This window comes from Vibrio parahaemolyticus (genome assembly GCF_900460535.1).
In the GTDB taxonomy this organism is placed as follows: Bacteria; Pseudomonadota; Gammaproteobacteria; order Enterobacterales; family Vibrionaceae; genus Vibrio; species Vibrio parahaemolyticus.
The window spans coordinates 1,852,139-1,872,732 of record NZ_UHIL01000001.1 but is presented as its reverse complement, the minus strand read 5'-3'; the positions used below and the strand labels follow the sequence as shown (position 1 = coordinate 1,872,732).

General features: G+C 43.9%; 16 protein-coding genes. 7 read left to right on the top strand and 9 right to left on the bottom strand.

Annotated features, from left to right (window positions below):
* Position 1: 1 nt before the first annotated feature.
* Both DYB02_RS09190 and DYB02_RS09185 read right to left on the bottom strand, forming a co-directional pair.
* Positions 2–1,207 carry an amino acid ABC transporter permease gene (locus tag DYB02_RS09190; protein WP_005457120.1) on the bottom strand — a complete coding sequence of 402 codons (1,206 nt, stop codon included), beginning with the start codon at positions 1,205–1,207 and terminating at the stop codon, positions 2–4.
* Between the two features lie 228 nt (positions 1,208–1,435).
* Positions 1,436–2,464, bottom strand: coding sequence for an amino acid ABC transporter substrate-binding protein (locus DYB02_RS09185; RefSeq protein WP_005457119.1), 1,029 nt, complete (start codon positions 2,462–2,464; stop codon positions 1,436–1,438).
* 461 nt (positions 2,465–2,925) lie between these two features.
* On the opposite strand from DYB02_RS09185, the gene DYB02_RS09175 reads away from it, so the two are divergent.
* Positions 2,926–3,846, top strand: coding sequence for a precorrin-2 dehydrogenase/sirohydrochlorin ferrochelatase family protein (locus DYB02_RS09175; RefSeq protein ID WP_029805262.1), 921 nt, complete (start codon positions 2,926–2,928; stop codon positions 3,844–3,846).
* A gap of 127 nt (positions 3,847–3,973) precedes the next feature.
* On the opposite strand, the gene DYB02_RS09165 is transcribed toward DYB02_RS09175, so the two are convergent.
* Together DYB02_RS09165 and DYB02_RS09160 are read right to left on the bottom strand one after the other, a co-directional pair.
* Positions 3,974–4,456: a YajQ family cyclic di-GMP-binding protein gene (locus tag DYB02_RS09165; RefSeq protein ID WP_005457116.1), complete on the bottom strand. Its 483-nt coding sequence runs from the start codon at positions 4,454–4,456 to the stop codon at positions 3,974–3,976.
* Positions 4,457–4,490: 34 nt separating this feature from the next.
* The gene (locus DYB02_RS09160; protein WP_005457114.1) at positions 4,491–5,543 is read right to left on the bottom strand and encodes a 3-deoxy-7-phosphoheptulonate synthase; all 1,053 of its coding nucleotides are present in this window, start codon (positions 5,541–5,543) and stop codon (positions 4,491–4,493) included.
* A 383-nt stretch (positions 5,544–5,926) separates the two neighbouring features.
* Between DYB02_RS09160 and DYB02_RS09155 the strand changes: the two genes are divergently transcribed.
* On the top strand, positions 5,927–6,424 hold the full coding sequence (locus DYB02_RS09155; RefSeq protein WP_005457113.1) for a DUF4442 domain-containing protein: 498 nt from the start codon (positions 5,927–5,929) through the stop codon (positions 6,422–6,424).
* A 17-nt stretch (positions 6,425–6,441) separates the two neighbouring features.
* On the opposite strand, the gene DYB02_RS09150 is transcribed toward DYB02_RS09155, so the two are convergent.
* A complete protein-coding gene (locus DYB02_RS09150) occupies positions 6,442–7,794 on the bottom strand; it encodes a hypothetical protein (RefSeq protein WP_005457111.1) in 1,353 nt (450 codons plus the stop codon).
* A 191-nt stretch (positions 7,795–7,985) separates the two neighbouring features.
* Between DYB02_RS09150 and DYB02_RS09145 the strand changes: the two genes are divergently transcribed.
* A complete protein-coding gene (locus DYB02_RS09145; RefSeq protein WP_005457108.1) occupies positions 7,986–8,819 on the top strand; it encodes a CvfB family protein in 834 nt (277 codons plus the stop codon).
* Between the two features lie 282 nt (positions 8,820–9,101).
* On the opposite strand, the gene rsmF is transcribed toward DYB02_RS09145, so the two are convergent.
* The 4 genes from rsmF to DYB02_RS09120 all read right to left on the bottom strand — a co-directional run bounded on the left by rsmF (position 9,102) and on the right by DYB02_RS09120 (position 16,378).
* Positions 9,102–10,538: a 16S rRNA (cytosine(1407)-C(5))-methyltransferase RsmF gene (gene rsmF, locus DYB02_RS09140; protein ID WP_025524414.1), complete on the bottom strand. Its 1,437-nt coding sequence runs from the start codon at positions 10,536–10,538 to the stop codon at positions 9,102–9,104.
* A gap of 130 nt (positions 10,539–10,668) precedes the next feature.
* The gene (mam7, locus tag DYB02_RS09130; protein WP_029804570.1) at positions 10,669–13,317 is read right to left on the bottom strand and encodes an MCE family putative adhesion factor MAM7; all 2,649 of its coding nucleotides are present in this window, start codon (positions 13,315–13,317) and stop codon (positions 10,669–10,671) included.
* Positions 13,310–14,557: a paraquat-inducible protein A gene (locus DYB02_RS09125; protein WP_029804569.1), complete on the bottom strand. Its 1,248-nt coding sequence runs from the start codon at positions 14,555–14,557 to the stop codon at positions 13,310–13,312. The genes mam7 and DYB02_RS09125 overlap by 8 nt, the downstream gene beginning before the upstream one ends.
* Positions 14,558–14,581: 24 nt before the next feature.
* The gene (locus DYB02_RS09120) at positions 14,582–16,378 is read right to left on the bottom strand and encodes an ABC transporter ATP-binding protein (RefSeq protein ID WP_029804568.1); all 1,797 of its coding nucleotides are present in this window, start codon (positions 16,376–16,378) and stop codon (positions 14,582–14,584) included.
* Between the two features lie 92 nt (positions 16,379–16,470).
* On the opposite strand from DYB02_RS09120, the gene msrC reads away from it, so the two are divergent.
* The 4 genes from msrC (at position 16,471) to DYB02_RS09100 (ending at position 20,555) form a co-directional block, all read left to right on the top strand.
* Positions 16,471–16,944 (top strand): free L-methionine (R)-S-oxide reductase MsrC, encoded by a 474-nt coding sequence (gene msrC / locus DYB02_RS09115; RefSeq protein ID WP_005494950.1) that lies wholly within the window; start codon positions 16,471–16,473, stop codon positions 16,942–16,944.
* A gap of 97 nt (positions 16,945–17,041) precedes the next feature.
* On the top strand, positions 17,042–17,671 hold the full coding sequence (gene proQ, locus DYB02_RS09110) for an RNA chaperone ProQ (protein ID WP_005458274.1): 630 nt from the start codon (positions 17,042–17,044) through the stop codon (positions 17,669–17,671).
* Between the two features lie 17 nt (positions 17,672–17,688).
* The gene (gene prc, locus DYB02_RS09105) at positions 17,689–19,695 is read left to right on the top strand and encodes a carboxy terminal-processing peptidase (protein ID WP_005494952.1); all 2,007 of its coding nucleotides are present in this window, start codon (positions 17,689–17,691) and stop codon (positions 19,693–19,695) included.
* A 194-nt stretch (positions 19,696–19,889) separates the two neighbouring features.
* Positions 19,890–20,555: a hypothetical protein gene (locus DYB02_RS09100; RefSeq protein WP_021448557.1), complete on the top strand. Its 666-nt coding sequence runs from the start codon at positions 19,890–19,892 to the stop codon at positions 20,553–20,555.
* The last annotated feature ends 39 nt before the right edge of the window (positions 20,556–20,594 follow it).

Sequence of the window (20,594 nt, the reverse complement as noted above, 5' to 3'; positions counted from 1 at the left end):
ATTATCTCTCCACCAGCGCAACTTTTCGGTTGTACAAGTTCATCAACGCAGACGTGAGCAAGCTCAACGTTAGATAAACGCCCATTGTCATCGCGATGATCTCAATGGCTTGTCCTGTCTGGTTCAAGGTTGTACCAGCAAACACAGAAACCAGATCCGGATAACCAATAGCCATTGCCAACGAAGAGTTCTTCGTTAAGTTCAAGTATTGGCTTGTGAGTGGAGGAATGATGATTCTCAAAGCTTGAGGGATAACAACCAGCTTGAGCGTTTTAGCACGAGGCAAACCAAGTGACATCGCGGCCTCTGTTTGACCATGACTCACCGCGTTGATACCGGAGCGTACGATTTCCGCAATAAAGGCGGCGGTGTAAACACTTAACGCCAATAGCAAAGCTGCTAGCTCAGGAATAATGCTGATCCCACCTTTGAAGTTGAAACCTTTCAGTTCTGGGTATTCCAAAGAGATTGGCATACCAGAAACGAAGTAAACCAGCAGAGGCAAGCCAACGAGAAGCCCTAAACCAATTCGTCCCATCGGGGTTTGTTGGCCTGTTAGGCGTTGTTTGTTTCTAGCCCAAATAGAGATAGAGATCGTAGCGATAAGCCCGATAACAAACGCAGCAATTACCACGCCACTGCCTTCATTAAACACTGGCGCAGGGAAATAAAGCCCACGCACGTTTAAGAAGATAGCTTCGCCAAGGCTCAAACTTTGTCTTGCCGATGGTAATGCTTGCAGTACTGCGAAATACCAGAAAAAGATTTGCAGAAGAAGGGGGATATTTCGAAACGTCTCAATGTAAACCGCGGCTAAACGGCTAACTAACCAGTTTGTTGAGAGACGCGCTACACCCATCGTAAAACCAATCGCGGTGGCGAGAATAATACCCAGCACAGAGACTAATGCTGTATTCAAAAGACCCACGATAAACGTTCTGCCGTAAGAATACGTTTCGTTATACTCAATGAGAGTTAACCCGATACCAAAACCAGCTTCTTGGTTCAGAAAACCAAAGCCTGTTGCGATGCCCCGAGCATCGAGGTTATTTAACGCATTGTTGATGATGGTATAAAAGAAAAATACCAGTGCAGCTATAGCAATGATCTGGAAAATAGCAGAACGAAAGGCAGGATTATAAATCAAGCTCTTGCTTCCGCTCGGTTTGGACATCGTACTTGGCGATGTATCTTTAGTCGGTTTCATACAGCGATAACCTCAAACCTTAGTTATAGATATCACTCTGTATAAATAAGTGGTTGTCCCTAAAGGCTTAACCTAGTGTTAGCTTGCAATAGATTTGTAGCGCGAGTTACTCGCCCAAACCCATATCATACTGACCAAGGCTTATTCCAGCCAATGAGCGATCCTTACTCATCCAGATTGATATATTCAAGAAAAAGGGCGGCATGAACCGCCCTGATTAACTCGTTTCTAACGGATTGGTGGCGCGTACATGAAGCCGCCGGCATTCCAAAGTGCGTTAACACCACGAGCGATCTCTAAAGGCGAACCTTTACCGACTGTGCGCTCAAAGCTTTCGCCGTAGTTACCCACTTGTTTGACGACTTGGTAACCCCAATCATCACGAATACCGAGGCCTTTACCTTTCGGACCATCAACACCCAAAATACGTTTGATGTTTGGATCTTGAGATTTCAACATCTCATCCGCATTCTTAGAGGTAATGCCGTATTCTTCCGCATTCACCATTGCTGCTAACGTCCACTTAGCGATGTTGAACCACTGATCGTCGCCTTGACGAACCACAGGGCCAAGTGGCTCTTTAGAAATGATTTCAGGAAGAACCGCCGCAGAAGAAGGATCTTTCAGATTCAAACGAAGTGCGTACAGACCAGATTGGTCAGTCGTTAGCACGTCACAGCGTCCGGCATCGAAACCTTTTGAGGTTTGCGCCGCCGTATCAAACACCACAGGTTTGTACGACATGCCGCTGTTGCGGAAGTAATCCGCTAAGTTGAGTTCGGTTGTTGTACCTGACTGTACGCAAACTGACGCACCATCAAGCTCTTTAGCGCTAGAAATGCCAAGATCTTTCTTGACCATGAAACCTTGACCGTCATAGTAGTTAACGCCAACAAAGTTTAGGCCTAGCGCAGTATCTCGGTGTAATGTCCAGGTAGTGTTACGAGAAAGCACATCGATTTCACCCGATTGAAGTGCAGTGAAACGTTCTTTCGCGGTTAGGGGTACATATTTAACTTTCGTTTTATCCCCAAGAACGGCTGCAGCCAGTGCTTGGCAATATTCTACGTCGATACCTTCCCATTCACCTTTTGAGTTCGGGTTTGAGAAACCAGGTAGACCGGTACTTACGCCACAAGTAAGGAAACCTTGTTTTGTGACTTTGTCCAGAGTCGTGTCTGCTGCTTGTGCTGATGTCGCCATCATGGCAGTAGAAGCCGCTACGACGGAAGCAAGAATTGTTAGTTTGTTTGCCATTTGTATCCTTCCTGTATGATCCATGTTTAATCAGGAGTGACCTGAAATAACTTGTCCAATTTATTAGTATTTATTGTCCTACGTGATTGATTTTCGAAGAAACGGCAATCGATAAATCAACCAGTTATAAGCGTAGGAAAGGATCTGTTAATTCTCAAATATATAATTTAAATAGAGTTTTGAGAGAACTTCCAAAGCTCCTTGAGAATTAGAATGACGAAATGTTAATTGTTTGTAAATAGTGCAAAACTCGGTCAATTTGGTGCATCAGAACAATCAATAGAAGAGTGAATAAAATGAGAGAATAAAAAGTTGTTATTAAATCTATCATTAGCCTAGCTCGACTGAGTTACGCAAAAATTTGAACAAAAATTATTTGTGATGTCGAAACAGGGTGATGTGTTTGCCCCATTTTTGGTAGCATGAGTAGCAATAGCAAATAAGAGTAATCATGGATTGAAATGCGATATTTTCCTCTGTTCTTAGATTTAGTGAATAAACCAGTACTTGTTGTTGGTGGTGGAGAAGTGGCGAGCCGTAAAGTGGAAGCGCTACTCAAGGCTGGGGCGAATGTCACCATTGTTTCTCCAACTTTGGTTGAGTTCTTATCAAGGCTTGCCGATGAGCACCAAATCCATTGGGTACAGCGCTTTTATTCAAGTGACCTTGTCACAAAACGTTTTGTGCAAGTGTGGGCCACCACTGATAACCCAGAGTTGAATCACCAGGTGTATAAAAATGCCAAAGAGCTTGGCATTTTGGTCAACGTCGTAGACGACAAACCGTACTGTGACTTCATCACACCTTCAATGATCAACCGTGGCAGAATCCAGATTGCAATTTCAAGTGGTGGAGCGTCTCCGGTACTGATTCGCAATATTCGTGAAAAGCTTGAAGCGATTCTTCCTCAGAACATGGGTTTGATGGCCGAGTTTGCCAACTCGAAACGTAATTCGATCAAAGAAGCGTTACCAAGTGTCGATTTACGCCGTAAGTTCTGGGAGCAATTTTTCTCTAACCCTGATGTTGAAAACGCGCGTAATAACCGCGAGCTTGAAACCATCTATCAGGCAACGATGGCAAACCCATTGGATGAGAAGGGCAGCTGTACTTGGATTCATCTCGGAAAAGACGTCGAAATGCTGCCAATCAAAGCTGTTCGCTACATGCAGCAAGCCGAACTTGCGCTGTACTCGACTAAGTGTGAATCAGATGCAATGGAGTTGGTAAGAAGAGATGCCGAACGTGAGGCCTTTTCAAATGCGGCAGAACTGTCTGATAAGTTAACCAAAGCGAAAAAAGACAACTTACGTGTGTGCGTGTTCATTCCTCAAGGCACAAGCGAATTCATGTTGCTGCAAGGGCAAGATCTTGTGATTTAGTTTGTGAAGCTTTAGCAAAAACAACGCTCTCCCAAATACTTACAATAAAAAAGCGCCGACGAAAAATACGTCGGCGCTTTTATTTTGCTTCTTCTAACTGGTATCGAATACCAATTAGCAAAACATATTAATCACGGAAGTTGTTAAACTGGAACGGTTGGCCTAGCTCTGCTTCACGGATTGCAGCGATAGTTGCTTGCAGGTCATCACGTTTCTTACCAGTTACACGTACTTTGTCGCCCTGGATAGACGCTTGTACTTTTAGCTTCGCATCTTTGATTAGCTTAACCAGTTTTTTCGCTGTCGGTGTATCGATACCTTGGCGGAACAGGATGTTTTGATGCCAGTTTTTACCCGTTACTTCTGGGTTTTGAGCGTCCATTGCATTTGCATCAACATTACGTTTTGCCAAGTGGCCACGTAGGATGTCGCGCATTTGCTTAAGCTGGAAGTCACCTTCCGCAGACACTTTTACGTTTTCTTCTACTAGCTCAAAGCTCGCATTTACGTTGCGGAAATCGAAACGAGTAGACAGTTCACGGTTAGCGTTATCAACGGCGTTACGTAGTTCAACGGTATCGATTTCTGAAACAATATCAAACGATGGCATGAAGATTCCTTGATTATCTTGTTATATGGATGAATTACTTAGTGGATTTTACAGCTTCTGCCAGCATATCTAGCATAGTTACTGTATCGTCCCAACCTAAACAAGGGTCAGTAATTGATTGACCGTAAGTTAGGTTGTTAATGTCAGTCATTGGCTGGTTGCCTTCCATAATGAAGCTTTCCGCCATGATACCCGCAATGCGAGTGCTGCCTGACTTAATTTGAGTACAAATGTCGCTCGCAACATCAAGCTGTTTTCGGTGCTGCTTCTGACAGTTTGCATGGCTGAAGTCTACAATAAGACGCTCAGGTAAACCAAACTCAGCAAGTGAATCACACGCTTGCTTCACAGACGCTTCGTCAAAGTTTGGACCTTTTTCGCCGCCACGCAAAATAATATGACCGAATGGGTTGCCACTTGTGCGGTACACCGTCATACGACCATTCTTATCTGGCGAGTAGAAGTAGTGTGAAGCTTGGGAGGCACGAATCGCGTCAATCGCGATTTTCACATTACCGTTTGTGCCATTTTTAAAGCCAACAGGGCAAGATAGCGCTGATGCCATTTCACGGTGAATTTGAGATTCTGTCGTACGTGCGCCAATTGCGCCCCAAGTGATCAAATCCGCAATGTATTGGCCAGTGATCATATCAAGAAACTCAGTAGCAGTCGCAAGACCAAGCTTGTTGATATCCAGTAGCAGTTTACGAGCTTTGTGAAGGCCAGCTTCAAGCGCGTAAGAACCGTCTAGGTTAGGGTCGGTGATAAGACCTTTCCAACCAACTACTGTACGAGGCTTTTCAAAGTAAGTACGCATAACGATAAATAGCTCGTCTTTGTACTTATCTTGGATTTCACTCAGGCGTTTCGCGTAATCAATTGCGGCTTCAGTATCGTGAACAGAACATGGACCAACGATAGCAAGAAGGCGATCGTCTTCACCTGTTAAAATGTTTTCAATCTGACGACGAGATTGAGCGATGCGATCTGCAACGTCATCCGTGATCGGATGTACACTACCTAGCTCCGCTGGGGTAGGCATTGGACCCAAAGGTTGGGTTCTCAATTCATCTGTTTTTATAGGCATGTTATAGCTTTATTCTCTATTGCGAAGGGGTAAAGATAACGGAATTACAGGCAGGAATAAACCGTTTCACCGGAATCTTCCCCAGGAAATACCGAATTGTATACAAAGGTGTTGGTATTCATTTAAATGACTTATGTATAAATGACAAAACTTGATCATTAAATCAATATATATACATTTGAATTTATAACCTTTTCTTCTATCTCACCTTCGGTCAAGCGAGTTTAGTGCGGACGAATCTCATGCTTCTCTATTCGAGCTAGGTGACACTGTCACTGGAAGTGTGCTCAATAACTGTCTAGATCTAGCTTTTGTTAACATTTCTTTGACATCCATTTCGTTCGTTGATTAACTGGTCAGAGTAGTTTGGTAAGGAGACCAACATGTTATCAGCAGTACGTCGCGCAAATTTGTATCTCAATCTCTTTGGCTTTTCGAAAGTGCCTCTGATTTGGCTGTGTCACCCAAAAATTATCGCCATTGATAGTAAGCACGTTGAAGTGCGCATTCCACTTCGACGACGAACAAAGAATCACCTAAACAGTATGTATTTTGGTGCATTAGCCGTTGGTGCTGATGTGGCTGGTGGTTTTCTTGCGATGAGCAAAGCTCAGGAAAAAGGCGAGGCGATTTCTTTAGCATTTAAAGGAGTGAAAGCGGAGTTTTTAAAACGTCCAGAAGCGGATGTTCATTTCGTTTGTAATGACGGCCATGTCATTGATGAGATGCTAGACCATACCATTGCCACTGGTGAACGTGTTAATCGTGATGTGAAGATCATTGCACTGTGTCCGAGCCTACATGGGCAGGAGCCGATGGCAGAGTTTGCGCTTACTCTATCCATAAAAAAAGCAGCTCAACATACAAAGAAGGCTGCTTAATAGTTTGAATCCGTTTTTTAATTGAGCTCGATTTTCTCGATAGAGACTATTTTCGAGCGGTTTAGCACGACTTTCCAACGGTAGTAAACGGGCGCATCAGTGTGGTTGTCTTCTTTGACGATCACATTGAGTAAATGACGTTTCTCTACAGACTCTTTGGTCACTTGCCCTTCATTTAGACGATAAACGCGGTTTGAGCTCTTATCCATTAGGCGGATGATCGGGCGCAAACTGATGTTCAACGTTTCTCGAGTCTGTTCGTAACCACTTAAAAAGAGCGACGTCGCCATTTCTGTTTTTTCATGGTAGTGAAGAATTTGTTCTTCTCTTTGAACGACGCGTTTTTTACGAATCTGTTGAATCTTGTCTGGCAAGCTCGATAGCGTTTTATAATCAAGCCATTCTAATTTTTTACCGACGACTTTCTTCGTCGTCGGGTCGATGTACTTTTTACGCCACTTAGGTTTGCCTTTACGAATCCAACGCCACATCGCATCACGCAGATCATCTTTAAAAATCTCGCGTAAAGCATAGATAAAAGACATCGCTATAATGAAAGACGCTGAGATCTCGCCAAGGTAGTCTCGGGCTAGAATAACGGTCGATGTCACTACGACCATAACCAAGCCCGTCGCAATCCCTTTAATCGCTCGCTTGATGTTGTTACCCATGGAGATAGTTTGCTCACGCAAAACAATAGGGTGTTCAATCAGACGTCTTAACAAACGCATTTTGTTTGAAAGACGCGTCACGTCTTCAACCACGCGTGGAGAGTTGTATTTGTTTAGCTTGCGATGCGCTTGTTCTTTCTCACACAGAGTAATCAAACGCTGTTTAATGGTGCTGTAATCGCCTTCTCGAGGAAGATGAGCAACGAGAGACAAAAACTTTTGCTCGGTATACCACGACAAATAGTTATCAATATTAACGTAGTAACGCTTTAAGTTTTCTTCATAAGGGATAGAGCGTCTCAAGCGTTTTAAGATCTCAAGCGTCAACTCAATGACTTCGTCCACTTCATCTTCTGTAACGGAGTTGCTCTCGTGCTTATTCAAACTCGCCACTGCTTTATCTAATGCGATAACGTACTGGTAGGCGAATAAACTCAAACTTACGCGGTATTGCTGATTAGAAAGACGTCCGCGCTTCGCTAATCGGCTGTGAACAAGCGGCAATAGAATTTCTGTACTGTAATAAGCACGTTGCTGAGTGATAGAAGTGTAATAAAATTCGGATTCACTGATGATGTCGGCGTTTAAACCAAGCTCACCAGGCACAAAGAAGTAAATATCTAGGTCGACACTTTTGCTTTCTGCGAGCGCGTGGCTAATTTTTAATGTTACTGAGTCTTGTTTATCGACGGTGACCAAAGAAAGCTCCTGACTTTGCTAAAGCACTCTTGCCTTACGTAATGTAGTTGAGCGTGTAAGGTCGAGATTGCTAAGAGAGTGACTGGGGCAAATAGCCGAGCAGACAGCATAACAGAGAGGTTTGCTTTTCTCTCTGATTTTCTTGTTAGTTTAGGTATAATTCCGTGTAAATTTTAAGAGAGACAATATCAATGATTAAAATTGGTCAAATTAACAGCTTAGAAGTCATTAAAAAGGCTGATTTTGGCGTATTTCTGGATGGTGACGATTACGGCTCTGTTCTGCTGCCTAACAAACATGTACCTGAAGGCACTGAACTTGGCGATCACATCGAAGTATTTTTGTACTTTGACTCAGAAAGCCAACTTGCTGCGACCATTGACAAGCCAATCGCTCAAGTAGGCGAGTGGGGCTTGATGAAAATCGAAGGCATCAATCAAACGGGTGCATTCGTAAACTGGGGCATTAAAGAGAAAGACCTTCTTATCCCATTTAGTGAGCAACGAGCTCGCTTTACTGCGGGTCAAAACATTCTGGTTTATGTTTACACCGATAAAGCGTCGGGACGTATTGTTGGTACGACGAAGTTCAACAAGTGGCTTGATAAAACGCCAGCAAACTACGAAGTAAACGAAGAAGTTGATCTGATTATCGCGGAACGCAGTCAACTTGGTTACAAAGCGATTGTAAACGGCAAACACTGGGGCATGATTTTCCCTTCTGATGTATTTGGTAAGCTGTTTATCGGTAAAAAACTGAAAGGTTACATCAAGCAAGTCCGTGAAGATGGCAAAATTGACTTATCTCTACAAAAAGTCGGTGTGGCGAAGATGGATGATCTTTCAAGCAAGATTATTGATCTCTTGGAGAAGAAGGGCGGTTTCCTTCCTCTGAACGATAAGTCTTCGCCAGAAGCGATTTTTGATGCTTTCCGTACAAGTAAAGGCACGTACAAAAAGACCATCGGCGGTTTGTACAAGCAAGGTAAGATTGTGATTGAGAAAGACGGTATCCGTCTCGCTTAACTTATCTGCTTAAACGCTAGAAAGCAGCCAAAAAAACGGCCCAAACTCTTCCATTTTTTGGGCCTAGGGGAAACGGCTCTACAGAGCCTGCGCTAAACTTTCGTCAACCATTTATTGGGTGGCTAACGTAGAGAGAAATGCCGTATCAAAGCGTTACTTTGATATCTTCAGTTTAGTACAGCGAGCTTGAATCGCTAGCAGCCCTACGAGCTTTCATACTTACGAACTAAAAAGCCATCGCAAATACGATGGCTTTTCATTTATTTATGGTTCGTCATTTCTTTAAAATAAGTTCTTATCTCGTACTAACTCACGAGGAAGACCATTTTTAATGCGGTTACTGACCCACTTACCTAAACCGATAATCGCACCTTGGTACTTAACTAGCACTTCGCCTTTACCCGTTTTCAATCCTTCTGGAATGATTTGAGGACGAACATCACGGCCCATGTACCATTCACGTGCTTCTTCAATCGTTAGCTCAATAGCGTTGCTTTCAGCACCCGTCGCCAGCGCGGTAGCGACTTGGTGTTGCCAACGGTAGCCATTTTTATGTGCTTCAGCGATTTTAATGCCCATGCGAGAAAAACGTAATTCGCCAATCATAGGCTCAAGCGCATCTGGGAATAGCCAAACGTCTTTATCTCGGAGCCAAACCGTACTTTCGGAAGGTAACTCAATATCTAATGCGTTGTGTAGTTGCTTTGAAATCTCTTCTGATTCTTTCTTCGACGCTTTTACGAACGGGAATTTGCCCATGCGCTTTTTCACTTGTGGCGCCTCTACAGAATGGTGTTTGCGAATACGCGCAACAAAGAAGCCTTCACAGTCATAAACCTGAGGGAAGATGTGTAAGAAGCCTTCTTCTGTTAATGCGGCGTTTGCATTTTCAAATAATCCATCCAGGCTCTCAAACTCAACCGCGTCACCAAAGGTTTCTTTTAAGTGATGGCAAACTTGCTGGTTTTCCTCGGTACTTAACGTACACGTTGAGTAAACTAGCACGCCACCTGGCTTAAGTGCGTGGAATGCGCTTTCAATGAGATCTTTTTGCGTATCTGCGATTTCTAGAACGGACGCTTGTGTCCAGTTCTTCATGGCATCTTCATCTTTACGAACTGTGCCTTCGCCAGAACAAGGGGCATCAAGCAATACCGCATCAAATTGTTCAGGTAACCAACCACCAAAAACGCGGCCATCAAAGTTGCTCAAAGCGGCATTGCGTACACCACAGCGTTCGATGTTGGCATGCAGAACTTTTACGCGGCTTGCAGCGTACTCGTTCGCGACAAGTACACCTTCATTTTTCATTAATGCGGCGATCTGCGTGGTTTTTGAACCTGGTGCAGCAGCGGTGTCTAGTACCGCATCGTAAGATTCGTCATTCATGAATAGGGCAGATACTGGCATCATCGAGCTGGCTTCTTGAATGTAGAATAAGCCAGACATGTGTTCTGCTGTGTTGCCTAATGGTACAACCGACTCGTCGGCTTCAATCCAAAAACCAGTCTCACACCAAGGGACGGGTGACAATGTCCATCCTTTGTCTTCCGCGCGCTTAACAAAGTCTTCCACACTCATTTTGAGCGTGTTTACACGGATACTTTTGCGAAGAGGCCTTTGACATGCAGAGATGAAATCTTCCATGTTGAGGTTCGCAGGAAGGATAGTTTGGATTTTTTCCAGAAACGCGTCTGGGATGTAAACATTAGGATGCAATGTGGAATCTCGTTTGCAGAATTTGCCGCAAATAATATACGAAAGCGACGCAGAAACGAATAGTGACAAGGTTAACGACCATAAAAAAGAGCAGCGATTGCTGCTCTTTACATCGAATCAATATCCCGCCTTAGGGCTTAGGAATTGGCGTTCTCCATTGAACCCAACTTTCATCGGCACGTGGGTAAAGATAGAAAGAGTGACCACGTTTTGCTGCTGGTGGAATTTGTGATTGCTCTGGCGTTGAAAATGCAATGCCACCACGCACCAGGCTATCAATCGTACCTGCTTTGATGTTCGCACCAGTAATACCGATAGACACATCCACACCCGACACATTCCAGAACACGCTGTTTTGACGCACTAAATACGCGTATTCAGGTTTGATTTTGATGGTGGAAACCACGCGATCAGCGAACTCGCCCAAGCGAACATCGGTAACTTGACCAACTTCCATTTGACGGTAGAGAACAGGAGTACCGACTTGAACCGAACCGCGTTGCTCACTTTGCAGGGTAAACATGACGCCTTCTACACGGTCAAACCCTTTTTCTAATGGGAAATCGAACTTCGCCTTACCATTACCCGGTTCAACGCTGATAGATTTTGAAACCAGCGCACCTAAGTTCTTCACGCCGCCAAGGCCAATTTCAGGTTCAGTTAGCCAAAAATGCGTGCCTTCTACCGCGATATTTTCCACGTATTCCGGCAAAATTCGGGCGGTGACTTCAACCAGATTGCGACGGAAGTTAGGTACGACAAGCGTCACTTCACCTACCTTCACGCCTTGGTATTCAATCGGCATACCTTTAAGCACTTCTTGCGTGCCGTCGGTTTCTAGCGAAATGACTCGACCAAATTTGCGCGCTTTTTGCTGATCAGCGTAAAGCTTCCAACGTTCTCCGACTTTGTTTTCCACGCCAGGCACGGAATCAAAGGCAATTCCACCTTCAATTAGAGATTTTAGTGGATGTGCTTTAACGCTAACGCCAGAAAGTGAGGCATCAATTTCGATACCTGAACGATTCCAAAAAACGGTTTGTGGGGTGACCAGATAAGCAAAGCGATTTTCAATCGTTGCTTTAATCAATACGCCACCATCGACAAGATGAAAGTCCGAGACGTTACCGACCGGCAGATTTCGATAGAGTAGAGGGCTGCCTTTCGAAATTGGTGGTAGCTCTGAAGCAAACAGCATTAATGTTTTCGAGCCAGTTTTGTTGTACTGCGCGAGTTCTGCTAACGATTCGTTCTGGAACAGTTGGTATTCTTTCTGAATTGACTCAGAACCTTCACTGACGAAACTGATAGAACCGGTCAGTAGTTGTTTTGCTGGCGGAACAGTGACGCTCAACCCAGACTCAGTAAGCTCTGCAGAAGCGCTACCAGTCACGTAAAAACGGTTATTTGACTTAATAAGATGCTTGTATTCGTGATCAATCAGCACATCCATAAAGACTTCGTGCTTCGCTTGTTTTTTCTTATCAACTAAACCAACGTTGATGATGGAACCGACCACAATACCTTTATAGAGCACGTTCGCGCCACTATCTAAACCAAATGAATTGTCAGAAATTAGGCGAATCGCGATAGACTTTTCTTGCTGTTGATTAAATACGTTTTTGCGAATTGCAGTGAAGCGGCGAGAGCGTTCGCCGTCGCCAGGAACGATAGTGAGGAAGTTTCCTCTAACTAGGTTTGCAATGTTTTCGACACCAGACAATGACACTTTCGCTTCTTCCAAAACAAAGCGAGTGCCTGTGGTAAGCATGTCACTGAAAGCAGGCTGAATTGCTGCTGACGCCAAAATGACTTCTCGTCCTTCAGAAAGGCTTAAGTCGGTGACCTGACCAATTTCAATGCCACGGTACATGATTGGTGCGCCTTCGCTGCTGACTTTATTGTCGTCAGGTAGAGCAATTTTGATCGCAATGCCTCGACCTGCTGTTTTCAAGTCTTTATATAAGCGGAACTCGGTATTTTCTTCCACTGGTTCGCCATCGTCCGGGGAGTCAACCGCGATAGCGCCACCAAGTAGGGCACTCATGCTTTCTAAGCGTACGTCAACGCCTTCAAAACCTATACTTGCGCCAATGCCGCTGACGTTCCAAAAGCGGCTGCGGTCATTGATGATGTGTCGATATTGCTCTTGGATATTAGCTTGAATAGTAATGGATTTTGCATCTTCATCCAGTTGGTAGCTGTAGACCGCACCGATAGGAATTTTCTTATAGACAATCTGAGAGCCAATCGACACGCCGCCTAAGTCTCGGCTTTTAAGCTTGATGTTCAAACCTTGTGAAACACGTAGGTCCGTTGGCGCCGAATCGAGAGCGTGGAATGTGGTCTCAAATTCTTGACCGTCTCCCGGTTGGATAGAGATGTAGTTACCAGAAACAAGCGCATCCAAGCCCGACACACCAGTTAAACTCGCGGTTGGTTTAACAAGCCAAAAACGCGTTTTATCGTTTAGTAACTTCGTTGCTTCAGGGTAGATGTCTGCATCCACGTAAATGCTGCCGAGATCTTCGGACAAATTAATGTCACGGACCATACCGACTTCCAAACCTTGGTAACGGATAGTTGTACGTCCCGCCACCAAACCAGCAGCGTCGGAGAAGTAAATCTGTACTCGTTGCCCCGCATCATGGATGGACTTCACCACAAGCCAGCCGGCGAGCACCATCGTCAAAATTGGCAGTAGCCAAAGTGGAGATATGCCTTTGCTCCTCTTAACATCAGGCACATACGATGTTTGAGAATTGTTCTGATCACTCATTAATTGACTCTTTTTCTGATTGTTTTGGGGCTTCATCCCAGATTAGCCTTGGGTCAATACTCTCTGCGGCTAACATTGTCAGCACAACGACTAAACCAAACGCGACCGCGCCGTAACCTGGTGTAAAGTCGAGTATTTGACCGCGATCGACCAAGGTCATCATGATAGAAATAACAAACAAGTCCATGACAGACCATTTACCGATCCACTTTACTGCAAAGTAAACCATCATTCGTTGTCTTCGAAACACCGAACGCTTGAATTTGATGCACAGCATAATATAGGCAAGGCCGAGGATCTTAACGACTGGCACAACGATACTGGCAACAAAAATAATAATGGCGATACCATACATTCCGCTTCTGACCAAAGACGCAACACCAGAGAAAATCGTATCTTCAAGGCGTTGACCGTTGGTTATCAAAATCGAAATAGGAATAAGGTTAGCAGGAAAAATCGCGATAGTAGCCGCGACTAGGTAAGCCCATGTTTTTTGAATCGAGTTTGGCTTACGATGATAGAGCTCATGATGACAACGTCGGCAACGCTCACCATCAGGTTGAGAGAGATGACACTCGTGACAATGCACATCTTTGTGTTCGAAAGAGTACGTGTTTTCTGGTTTCCAAGCTTCCCAATAACGACGAACGCTGATGCGTGATACCAGAAGAACAGTAAATATTTGCAGCAAGACCAAGCCAATCAATCCGGGGCCAACAAAAATATCTGAATAGTCTTGAAGCTTAAAACAAGAGATCGCAATGCTGACCAAAAACACATCCAGCATTACCCAATGTTTCAAATGTTGAATCAGCCACAGTGAGACGCGCAGCCCCTTAAACCATCTTTGATGCAATGAGATATGTGCAGTCACGACCGAGACACATACGGTCAATGGGGCAAGTGAGCTACAAAATAGAATTAACAATGAAAGAAGAACAAAGCCTTCTTCCATCAAGGTTATCATCCCAGAGGGTAAGGTTGCCGGAATCATCACACCAAAAAGCCTGATGCTAATGAAGTTAAAGAAGTGCGACGGAATAAATAGCAAGATACAGGTTATCGCGACCGCTAAATTACCAGAAAGGCTAGGGCTGCCTCCGCGATATAATTGCGTACCACAGCGTGGGCAATGTGCATTTTTACCGTTAGGTAAATCGACAATATCGACAGGGAGTTCGCAACCTTGGCATAAACGCACACTATTAGGTTGCATGGCATGCTTAGACAGAGAGGTCATAAAGACCTCTCTAATAAGAAGGGTTTAAGCTTGGGACTGAATGCCCCCGTACAAGGTTTGATATAAGCCTTCTTGCTCAACGAGCTCACCATGGGTTCCTGTTTGTGTCACTTTCCCATCTTCAAGCACATAGATCAAATCTGCTTGTTTTACTGCCGATAGACGGTGCGCGACGATTAAGGTTGTTCGACCACGTAGGAATTCTGTTAGCGCTTTATGTAGTGCAGCTTCTGTTGCAGTATCGAGCGCAGACGTGGCTTCATCTAAAATAACAAATTGAGGATTGCTTAACACCATACGTGCAATCGCTAGGCGTTGGCGTTGTCCGCCGGATAAACGAATCCCGTTGCGGCCAATTTGCGTATCCAAACCGTGGTTAAGTTGAGAAATCACATCTTGTAATTGAGCAACTTCGAGCGCTCTCCACAAAGACATTTCATCAAAGTGACCACCGAGCGTCAGATTATGCCTCAAGGTGTCGTTAAATAGTATAGGTTGCTGTAATACCACGGCAATTTTGTCGCGGATCACTTCAAAGCCAATATCTTCTGTTAACTCATCATTAAAACGAATGCTACCTGCGTTCTGTCGGTAAACACCAATTAGCAGTTGAATCAGTGTTGATTTACCACCGCCGCTCGCGCCCACTAACGCAACTTTTTTGCCCGCTGGAATATGTAACGACAGGTCATCCAACACTTTGTTCTCATTATGATATGAGAAATCCACATGCTCGATTTTTACATCGACTTCGCGTGTTTCGTTGAAAGGATTCACCTTCGAGACAGGTCTATCTTCTTCTTCCAACTCTAGAAGGTCGTTAATACGTTTCAATGCAGCTTTTGCGCTATACCAAGAGAATTGTATTCCAAGAAGCTCTTGAACAGGGGACAACATAAACCATAGATAACCAAATACAGCGAAAATTTGGCCAATTGTTAGGTCACTAAACATCACCATTAACATGGCAACCGCACGGAATAATTCAAAACCGATTAAGAAGAGCAAGAAAGAAACTCGACCAGCCGCTTCTGATTGCCAGGCGTATTTGTCAGCATCGACGCGGACTTGATTGGCGCTCTCTTTTAGCTGCTGAAGAAATTCGCGCTCTTTATTGGCAGCGCGCAGCTGGTAAATACCATCCAACGTTTCTACCAGTCGGTTTTGGAAAATTTCGAACGAGTGGTTTTCTTTACGCTTGAGATGCTTGACCATACTGCCAAGTTTGCGAGAGAAATAAATGACAATAGGGTTTACGAGCAGAATAAATAAGCCCAGACGCCAATCTAGCCAAAGCAGAACGATAGCGGTGCCGATGACGGTCAAAAAGCTGATAACAAACTTTGCGAGTGTCGAACCAACAAATTGATCGATGGTTTCTATATCAGTAATAAGGTGGGCGTTAATTCCTCCACTGCCTTTGGTTTCGTACTGACGAATACTGATTCGACCCAATTTGTCGATCATTTTACTGCGCATCTCAAACGTAATGGTTTTCGATACCAGTGTGAATTGACGACTTTGAACAATGTTCAACGCTTGGCTGGCTGCGCGCATGAGCACAACTAAAAAAAGCGTGAAAAAGATATATCCAGTTGGGGTATGCCACGCTTCAGGAAGCACAGCGTTCATGGCAGAAAGACCAGAGGCAGGTTTGTCCAATAGCACTTCATCAACCATTAATGGCATAAGAAGAGGGATTGGAACACTAATCAAGGTCGCCACAATAGCAATCAAGTTCGCTAAAATCAGCTTGGACTTGTGCTTTTTAACTTGTGTTATCAACCAAGAACGGCTAATAGTGTCATTTTTCGGAATCATTGTAATTGAGAATAAGTCCTATTTTAAAGTAGGTCAGCATTTTAGCGCCATACGAAGAGAATGGAAGCTTTAATAATAAGTAGGAAGTTAATATGAACATAGAACAATACCAACGACTCACCAAACAAGCAGTAGCCCTAATTGAATCTGAGCCAGACTTTATCGCTAACTTGGCGAACCTGAGCTCTTTACTATTTATGGAGCTTGAAGACCTCAACTGGGCAGGCTTCTACCTAACAAAAGGGGATGAGCTTGTATTAGGCCCATTCCAAGGTAAACCAGCTTGCGTTCGTATCCCAATGGGACGAGGCGTTTGTGGTACAGCTGCAAAAACAAATACTACTCAAAGAGTATACGACGTTCACGAATTTGAAGGTCATATCGCATGTGATGCCGCGAGTAATTCTGAAATTGTGATTCCGTTTTCAATCAATGGAAAAGTTGCTGGCGTATTGGATATCGATAGCCCAAGTATCGGTCGATTCAATGAAACAGACGAGGAAGGTCTCACTCATTTTATGTCAGAAGTAGAAAAGCTGCTTAATTCACACGCGAACGACGCATAAATTAGCCCACGAGTGTGGTTTTTCCTTGGCATGTCACTATAATACGAGAATATTTTTCTTAATGCTTCGCGGAAATCCGCTCAAATCAGGAACCCTCATGACTGAAAAGTTAAAAAACAGCAAAGAAGTTATCGCATATATTGCTGAATGTTTCCCTAAGTGCTTTACTTTAGAAGGTGAAGCAAAACCTCTGAAAATTGGTATTTTTCAAGATCTTGCGGAACGTCTAAATGAAGACGAAAAAGTAAGCAAAACTCAGCTTCGTGCAGCGTTAAGACAGTACACTTCATCATGGCGTTACCTACACGGTGTAAAACCAGGTGCGGTACGTGTTGACCTAGATGGCAACCCTTGTGGTGAACTAGAAGAAGAACACGTAGAACACGCTAAAGCGACACTTGCTGAAAGCAAAGCGAAAGTTCAAGCTCGTCGTAAAGAACAAGCACAGAAAGCTCGTGAAGAGGGTAAGGCGAAAGCAAAACCAGCGGCTAATAAAAAGCCTCAACAGCCTCGCCGTACTAACAAACCAAAAGTACAAAAACCAACTAAGCCTGTAGAAACGCGCGCTCTAAATGCTGATGAAATCACAGTAGGCAATGCAGTAAACGTGAACATGGGCAAAGGAAACATGGCAGCGACCATTGTTGAAATCAATAAGGATGATGTACGTGTTCAACTTGCTAACGGCCTACAAATGGTTGTAAAAGCGGAGCACTTGCGCGCATAAGGGAGATACTCCTACGCATGAATTGCCGTTCAAAAGTGACCCTGATTGCTGCTAGCTTATGGCTAGCAGCATCAGCTCAGGCTCTCGAAGCCAAACTACATAAAGATGACTTGCCGGTTCTCGCTCCTGAAGTTCAGCACGAAACAGCCAGCAAACGAGTCACCTCTCGATTTACCCGCTCTCATTATAAGCATTTCAATCTAAACGATGATTTCTCTAAAGCGATCTTTGAACGCTATGTAGAAATGCTTGATTACAATAGAAATATTTTCACTCAAGCGGATATCGATTCCTTCAAAGATTGGTCAATTGAACTTGATGACCAGCTTAAAGCTGGTAACAACAAGATTGCTTTTGATGTTTACAATCTTTCTATGCAAAAACGTTTTGAACGTTTCGCCTACGCGATGACTTTGCTCGACAAAGAGATCAAGTTTGATAACGCAGACGAGATTGAACTAGATCGATCAGAAGCCGCATGGCCAAAGGATGAAGCTGAGCTTAATGAGTTGTGGCGTAAACGCGTGAAATATGACGCTTTGAATCTAAAACTGACGGGCAAAGAATGGCCTGAAATTAAAGAAGTTTTAGAGAAGCGTTATAACAACGCGATGAAGCGTATCACACAGACCAACAATGAAGACGCGTTCCAGCTTTATATGAACGCCTTCGCAAGACAGGTCGATCCTCATACTAGTTACCTTTCTCCTCGTAACGCAGAGCAATTCCAATCAGAAATGAACCTGTCTCTTGAAGGGATTGGTGCCGTTTTGCAAATGACAGATGACTACACTGTTATTCGTTCACTGGTAGTTGGTGGCCCTGCGTCTAAGAGTAAGCAACTTGGTGAAGGGGACCGCATCATTGGTGTTGGTCAAGACGGTGAAGAAATTGTCGATGTGATTGGCTGGCGTCTGGATGATGTAGTTCAATTAATCAAAGGCCCTAAAGGAACAAAGGTTAATCTACAAATCTTACCAGAAGGTAATGACGCAAAGAGTTACATTGTCACAATTGTGCGCGACAAAGTTCGTTTAGAAGACCGAGCGGTTAAGTCTGAGATCATTGAGAAAGACGGCAAGAAGATTGGTGTTCTTGAAGTACCAAGTTTCTACGTCGGTCTTTCACAAGACACAGACAAGCTACTTAATGACCTAAAAGCGAAAAACGTTGACGGTATCATCGTTGATTTACGTAACAACGGTGGTGGTGCTCTTACTGAAGCAACAGCACTTACTGGCCTCTTCATTAAAGAAGGCCCAGTCGTACAAGTGCGCGACAGCTATGGCCGCATCAAAGTTAATGCTGATACCGACGGACTGGTAAGTTACGATGGTCCTTTGACGGTATTAATCAACCGCTACAGTGCATCGGCATCTGAAATTTTCGCAGCTGCAATGCAAGACTACAACCGCGCCGTCATTCTTGGCGAAAACTCGTTTGGTAAAGGTACGGTTCAGCAGCATCGTTCATTGAATCATATCTACGATCTTTTCGATAAAGAGCTCGGTTATGTTCAATATACGATTCAAAAGTTCTACCGCATCGATGGCGGCAGTACTCAGAACCGTGGTGTAGCGCCAGACATTGCGTACCCAACACCAATTGATCCGAGTGAAACCGGTGAAAGTGTTGAAGACAATGCTCTGCCTTGGGATAGCATCGATAAGGCGACTTATCAGACATTTCCAGATAACGACAAGTTGATTGCAAACTTGACAGAACTTCACAATAAGCGAATCGCTGATGAGATGGAATTCCGTTTCATAAACGAAGACATTGAGAAGTATCGTAAAGAAAAAGACGACAACATGTTGTCTCTAAACGAGAAAGTCCGCAAAGACGAGTCAGATAAAGCAGAAGCATTACGTTTGAAACGTATTAATGAACGTCAAACGGCCTTGGGTAAGAAAACATTCAAATCTTTGGATGATGTGCCTAAAGACTACGAAGCACCTGATGTTTATTTAGATGAATCTGTTGCGATTATGGTTGATATGCTTAAAGCACCAAAACAGTCATAAGCACTGGCAATTCAGTACAAAAAGGGCGAGTCCTAAGGGTTCGCTCTTTTTTTATGCCTTTTAACCTGCAAAGTTGACGGCACAAAGTCGGTTGTGCGCTTATTTTACTGCAATAATTTACGTGATATAGATCAAATATTTCGCGAAATAGAGCACCAATGCCTAAGCTAAAAGAAAACGATAAGGATGCCGATATGAAATGGTTCTTTATTTTGCTTAGCTTTTGCTGCTTAAGCGTGTTCGCTGGAGAAAACACAAAGGAAGACGATCTTAGTCACTTTGATACGCCGTTTCTGATTGGGGATTGGTATTTAATGAATCCGAGGCCCGACGAATCGGCGGAAAACTTCCGAGCGATCAAACTTTCTTTAGGCTCTGATTACACATTCTCCATAGATATTCAGAAAAAAGATTATTCTGTCGATCACTGGGAAGGTATGTATAACGCCAATGAAGACACAATTGTTCTTGGATTGAATACCGATGAGCCCCAAATTTACGCTTACCGAAACAATCACAATACCTTGGATTTAAACGGTGTCACTTTTACTAAAGGGTTATCGAACGCTTTAGCCGGTATTTGGTCAAGCTCTCATGTCTCTGGCGATGGATTGATGGCAAATAACATTAACCACATGGATCTGATTTTGCAGCCTGACTTCGTGTTCTTGTTCCGTGTCTCAAACGAAGCAGGTGAAGAGTCCGTTAAACAAGGCGTGTTTTACACTGAAGACGAGTATTTAGTTCTTTTGTATGAAAACGGCGAGCAGGGCACAACGTACAAACTTAAAGAAAATGAGCTCACCATCCAAGATAGTAGTGGTGATATGTATGCCGTACTCAACCGAGTCACACAATGAGTCATTCATATTGTTGATTCTATAAATGAGTATTCATAC

Excerpts from the sequence above, each read along its gene's own strand:
- DYB02_RS09190 (WP_005457120.1), bottom strand. The coding sequence starts at position 1,207 with ATGAAACCGACTAAAGATACATCGCCAAGTACGATGTCCAAACCGAGC.
- DYB02_RS09185 (WP_005457119.1), bottom strand. The coding sequence starts at position 2,464 with ATGGCAAACAAACTAACAATTCTTGCTTCCGTCGTAGCGGCTTCTACT.
- DYB02_RS09175 (WP_029805262.1), top strand. The coding sequence starts at position 2,926 with ATGCGATATTTTCCTCTGTTCTTAGATTTAGTGAATAAACCAGTACTT.
- DYB02_RS09165 (WP_005457116.1), bottom strand. The coding sequence starts at position 4,456 with ATGCCATCGTTTGATATTGTTTCAGAAATCGATACCGTTGAACTACGT.
- DYB02_RS09160 (WP_005457114.1), bottom strand. The coding sequence starts at position 5,543 with ATGCCTATAAAAACAGATGAATTGAGAACCCAACCTTTGGGTCCAATG.
- DYB02_RS09155 (WP_005457113.1), top strand. The coding sequence starts at position 5,927 with ATGTTATCAGCAGTACGTCGCGCAAATTTGTATCTCAATCTCTTTGGC.
- DYB02_RS09145 (WP_005457108.1), top strand. The coding sequence starts at position 7,986 with ATGATTAAAATTGGTCAAATTAACAGCTTAGAAGTCATTAAAAAGGCT.
- mam7 (WP_029804570.1), bottom strand. The coding sequence starts at position 13,317 with ATGAGTGATCAGAACAATTCTCAAACATCGTATGTGCCTGATGTTAAG.
- DYB02_RS09125 (WP_029804569.1), bottom strand. The coding sequence starts at position 14,557 with ATGACCTCTCTGTCTAAGCATGCCATGCAACCTAATAGTGTGCGTTTA.
- DYB02_RS09120 (WP_029804568.1), bottom strand. The coding sequence starts at position 16,378 with ATGATTCCGAAAAATGACACTATTAGCCGTTCTTGGTTGATAACACAA.
- msrC (WP_005494950.1), top strand. The coding sequence starts at position 16,471 with ATGAACATAGAACAATACCAACGACTCACCAAACAAGCAGTAGCCCTA.
- proQ (WP_005458274.1), top strand. The coding sequence starts at position 17,042 with ATGACTGAAAAGTTAAAAAACAGCAAAGAAGTTATCGCATATATTGCT.
- prc (WP_005494952.1), top strand. The coding sequence starts at position 17,689 with ATGAATTGCCGTTCAAAAGTGACCCTGATTGCTGCTAGCTTATGGCTA.
- DYB02_RS09100 (WP_021448557.1), top strand. The coding sequence starts at position 19,890 with ATGAAATGGTTCTTTATTTTGCTTAGCTTTTGCTGCTTAAGCGTGTTC.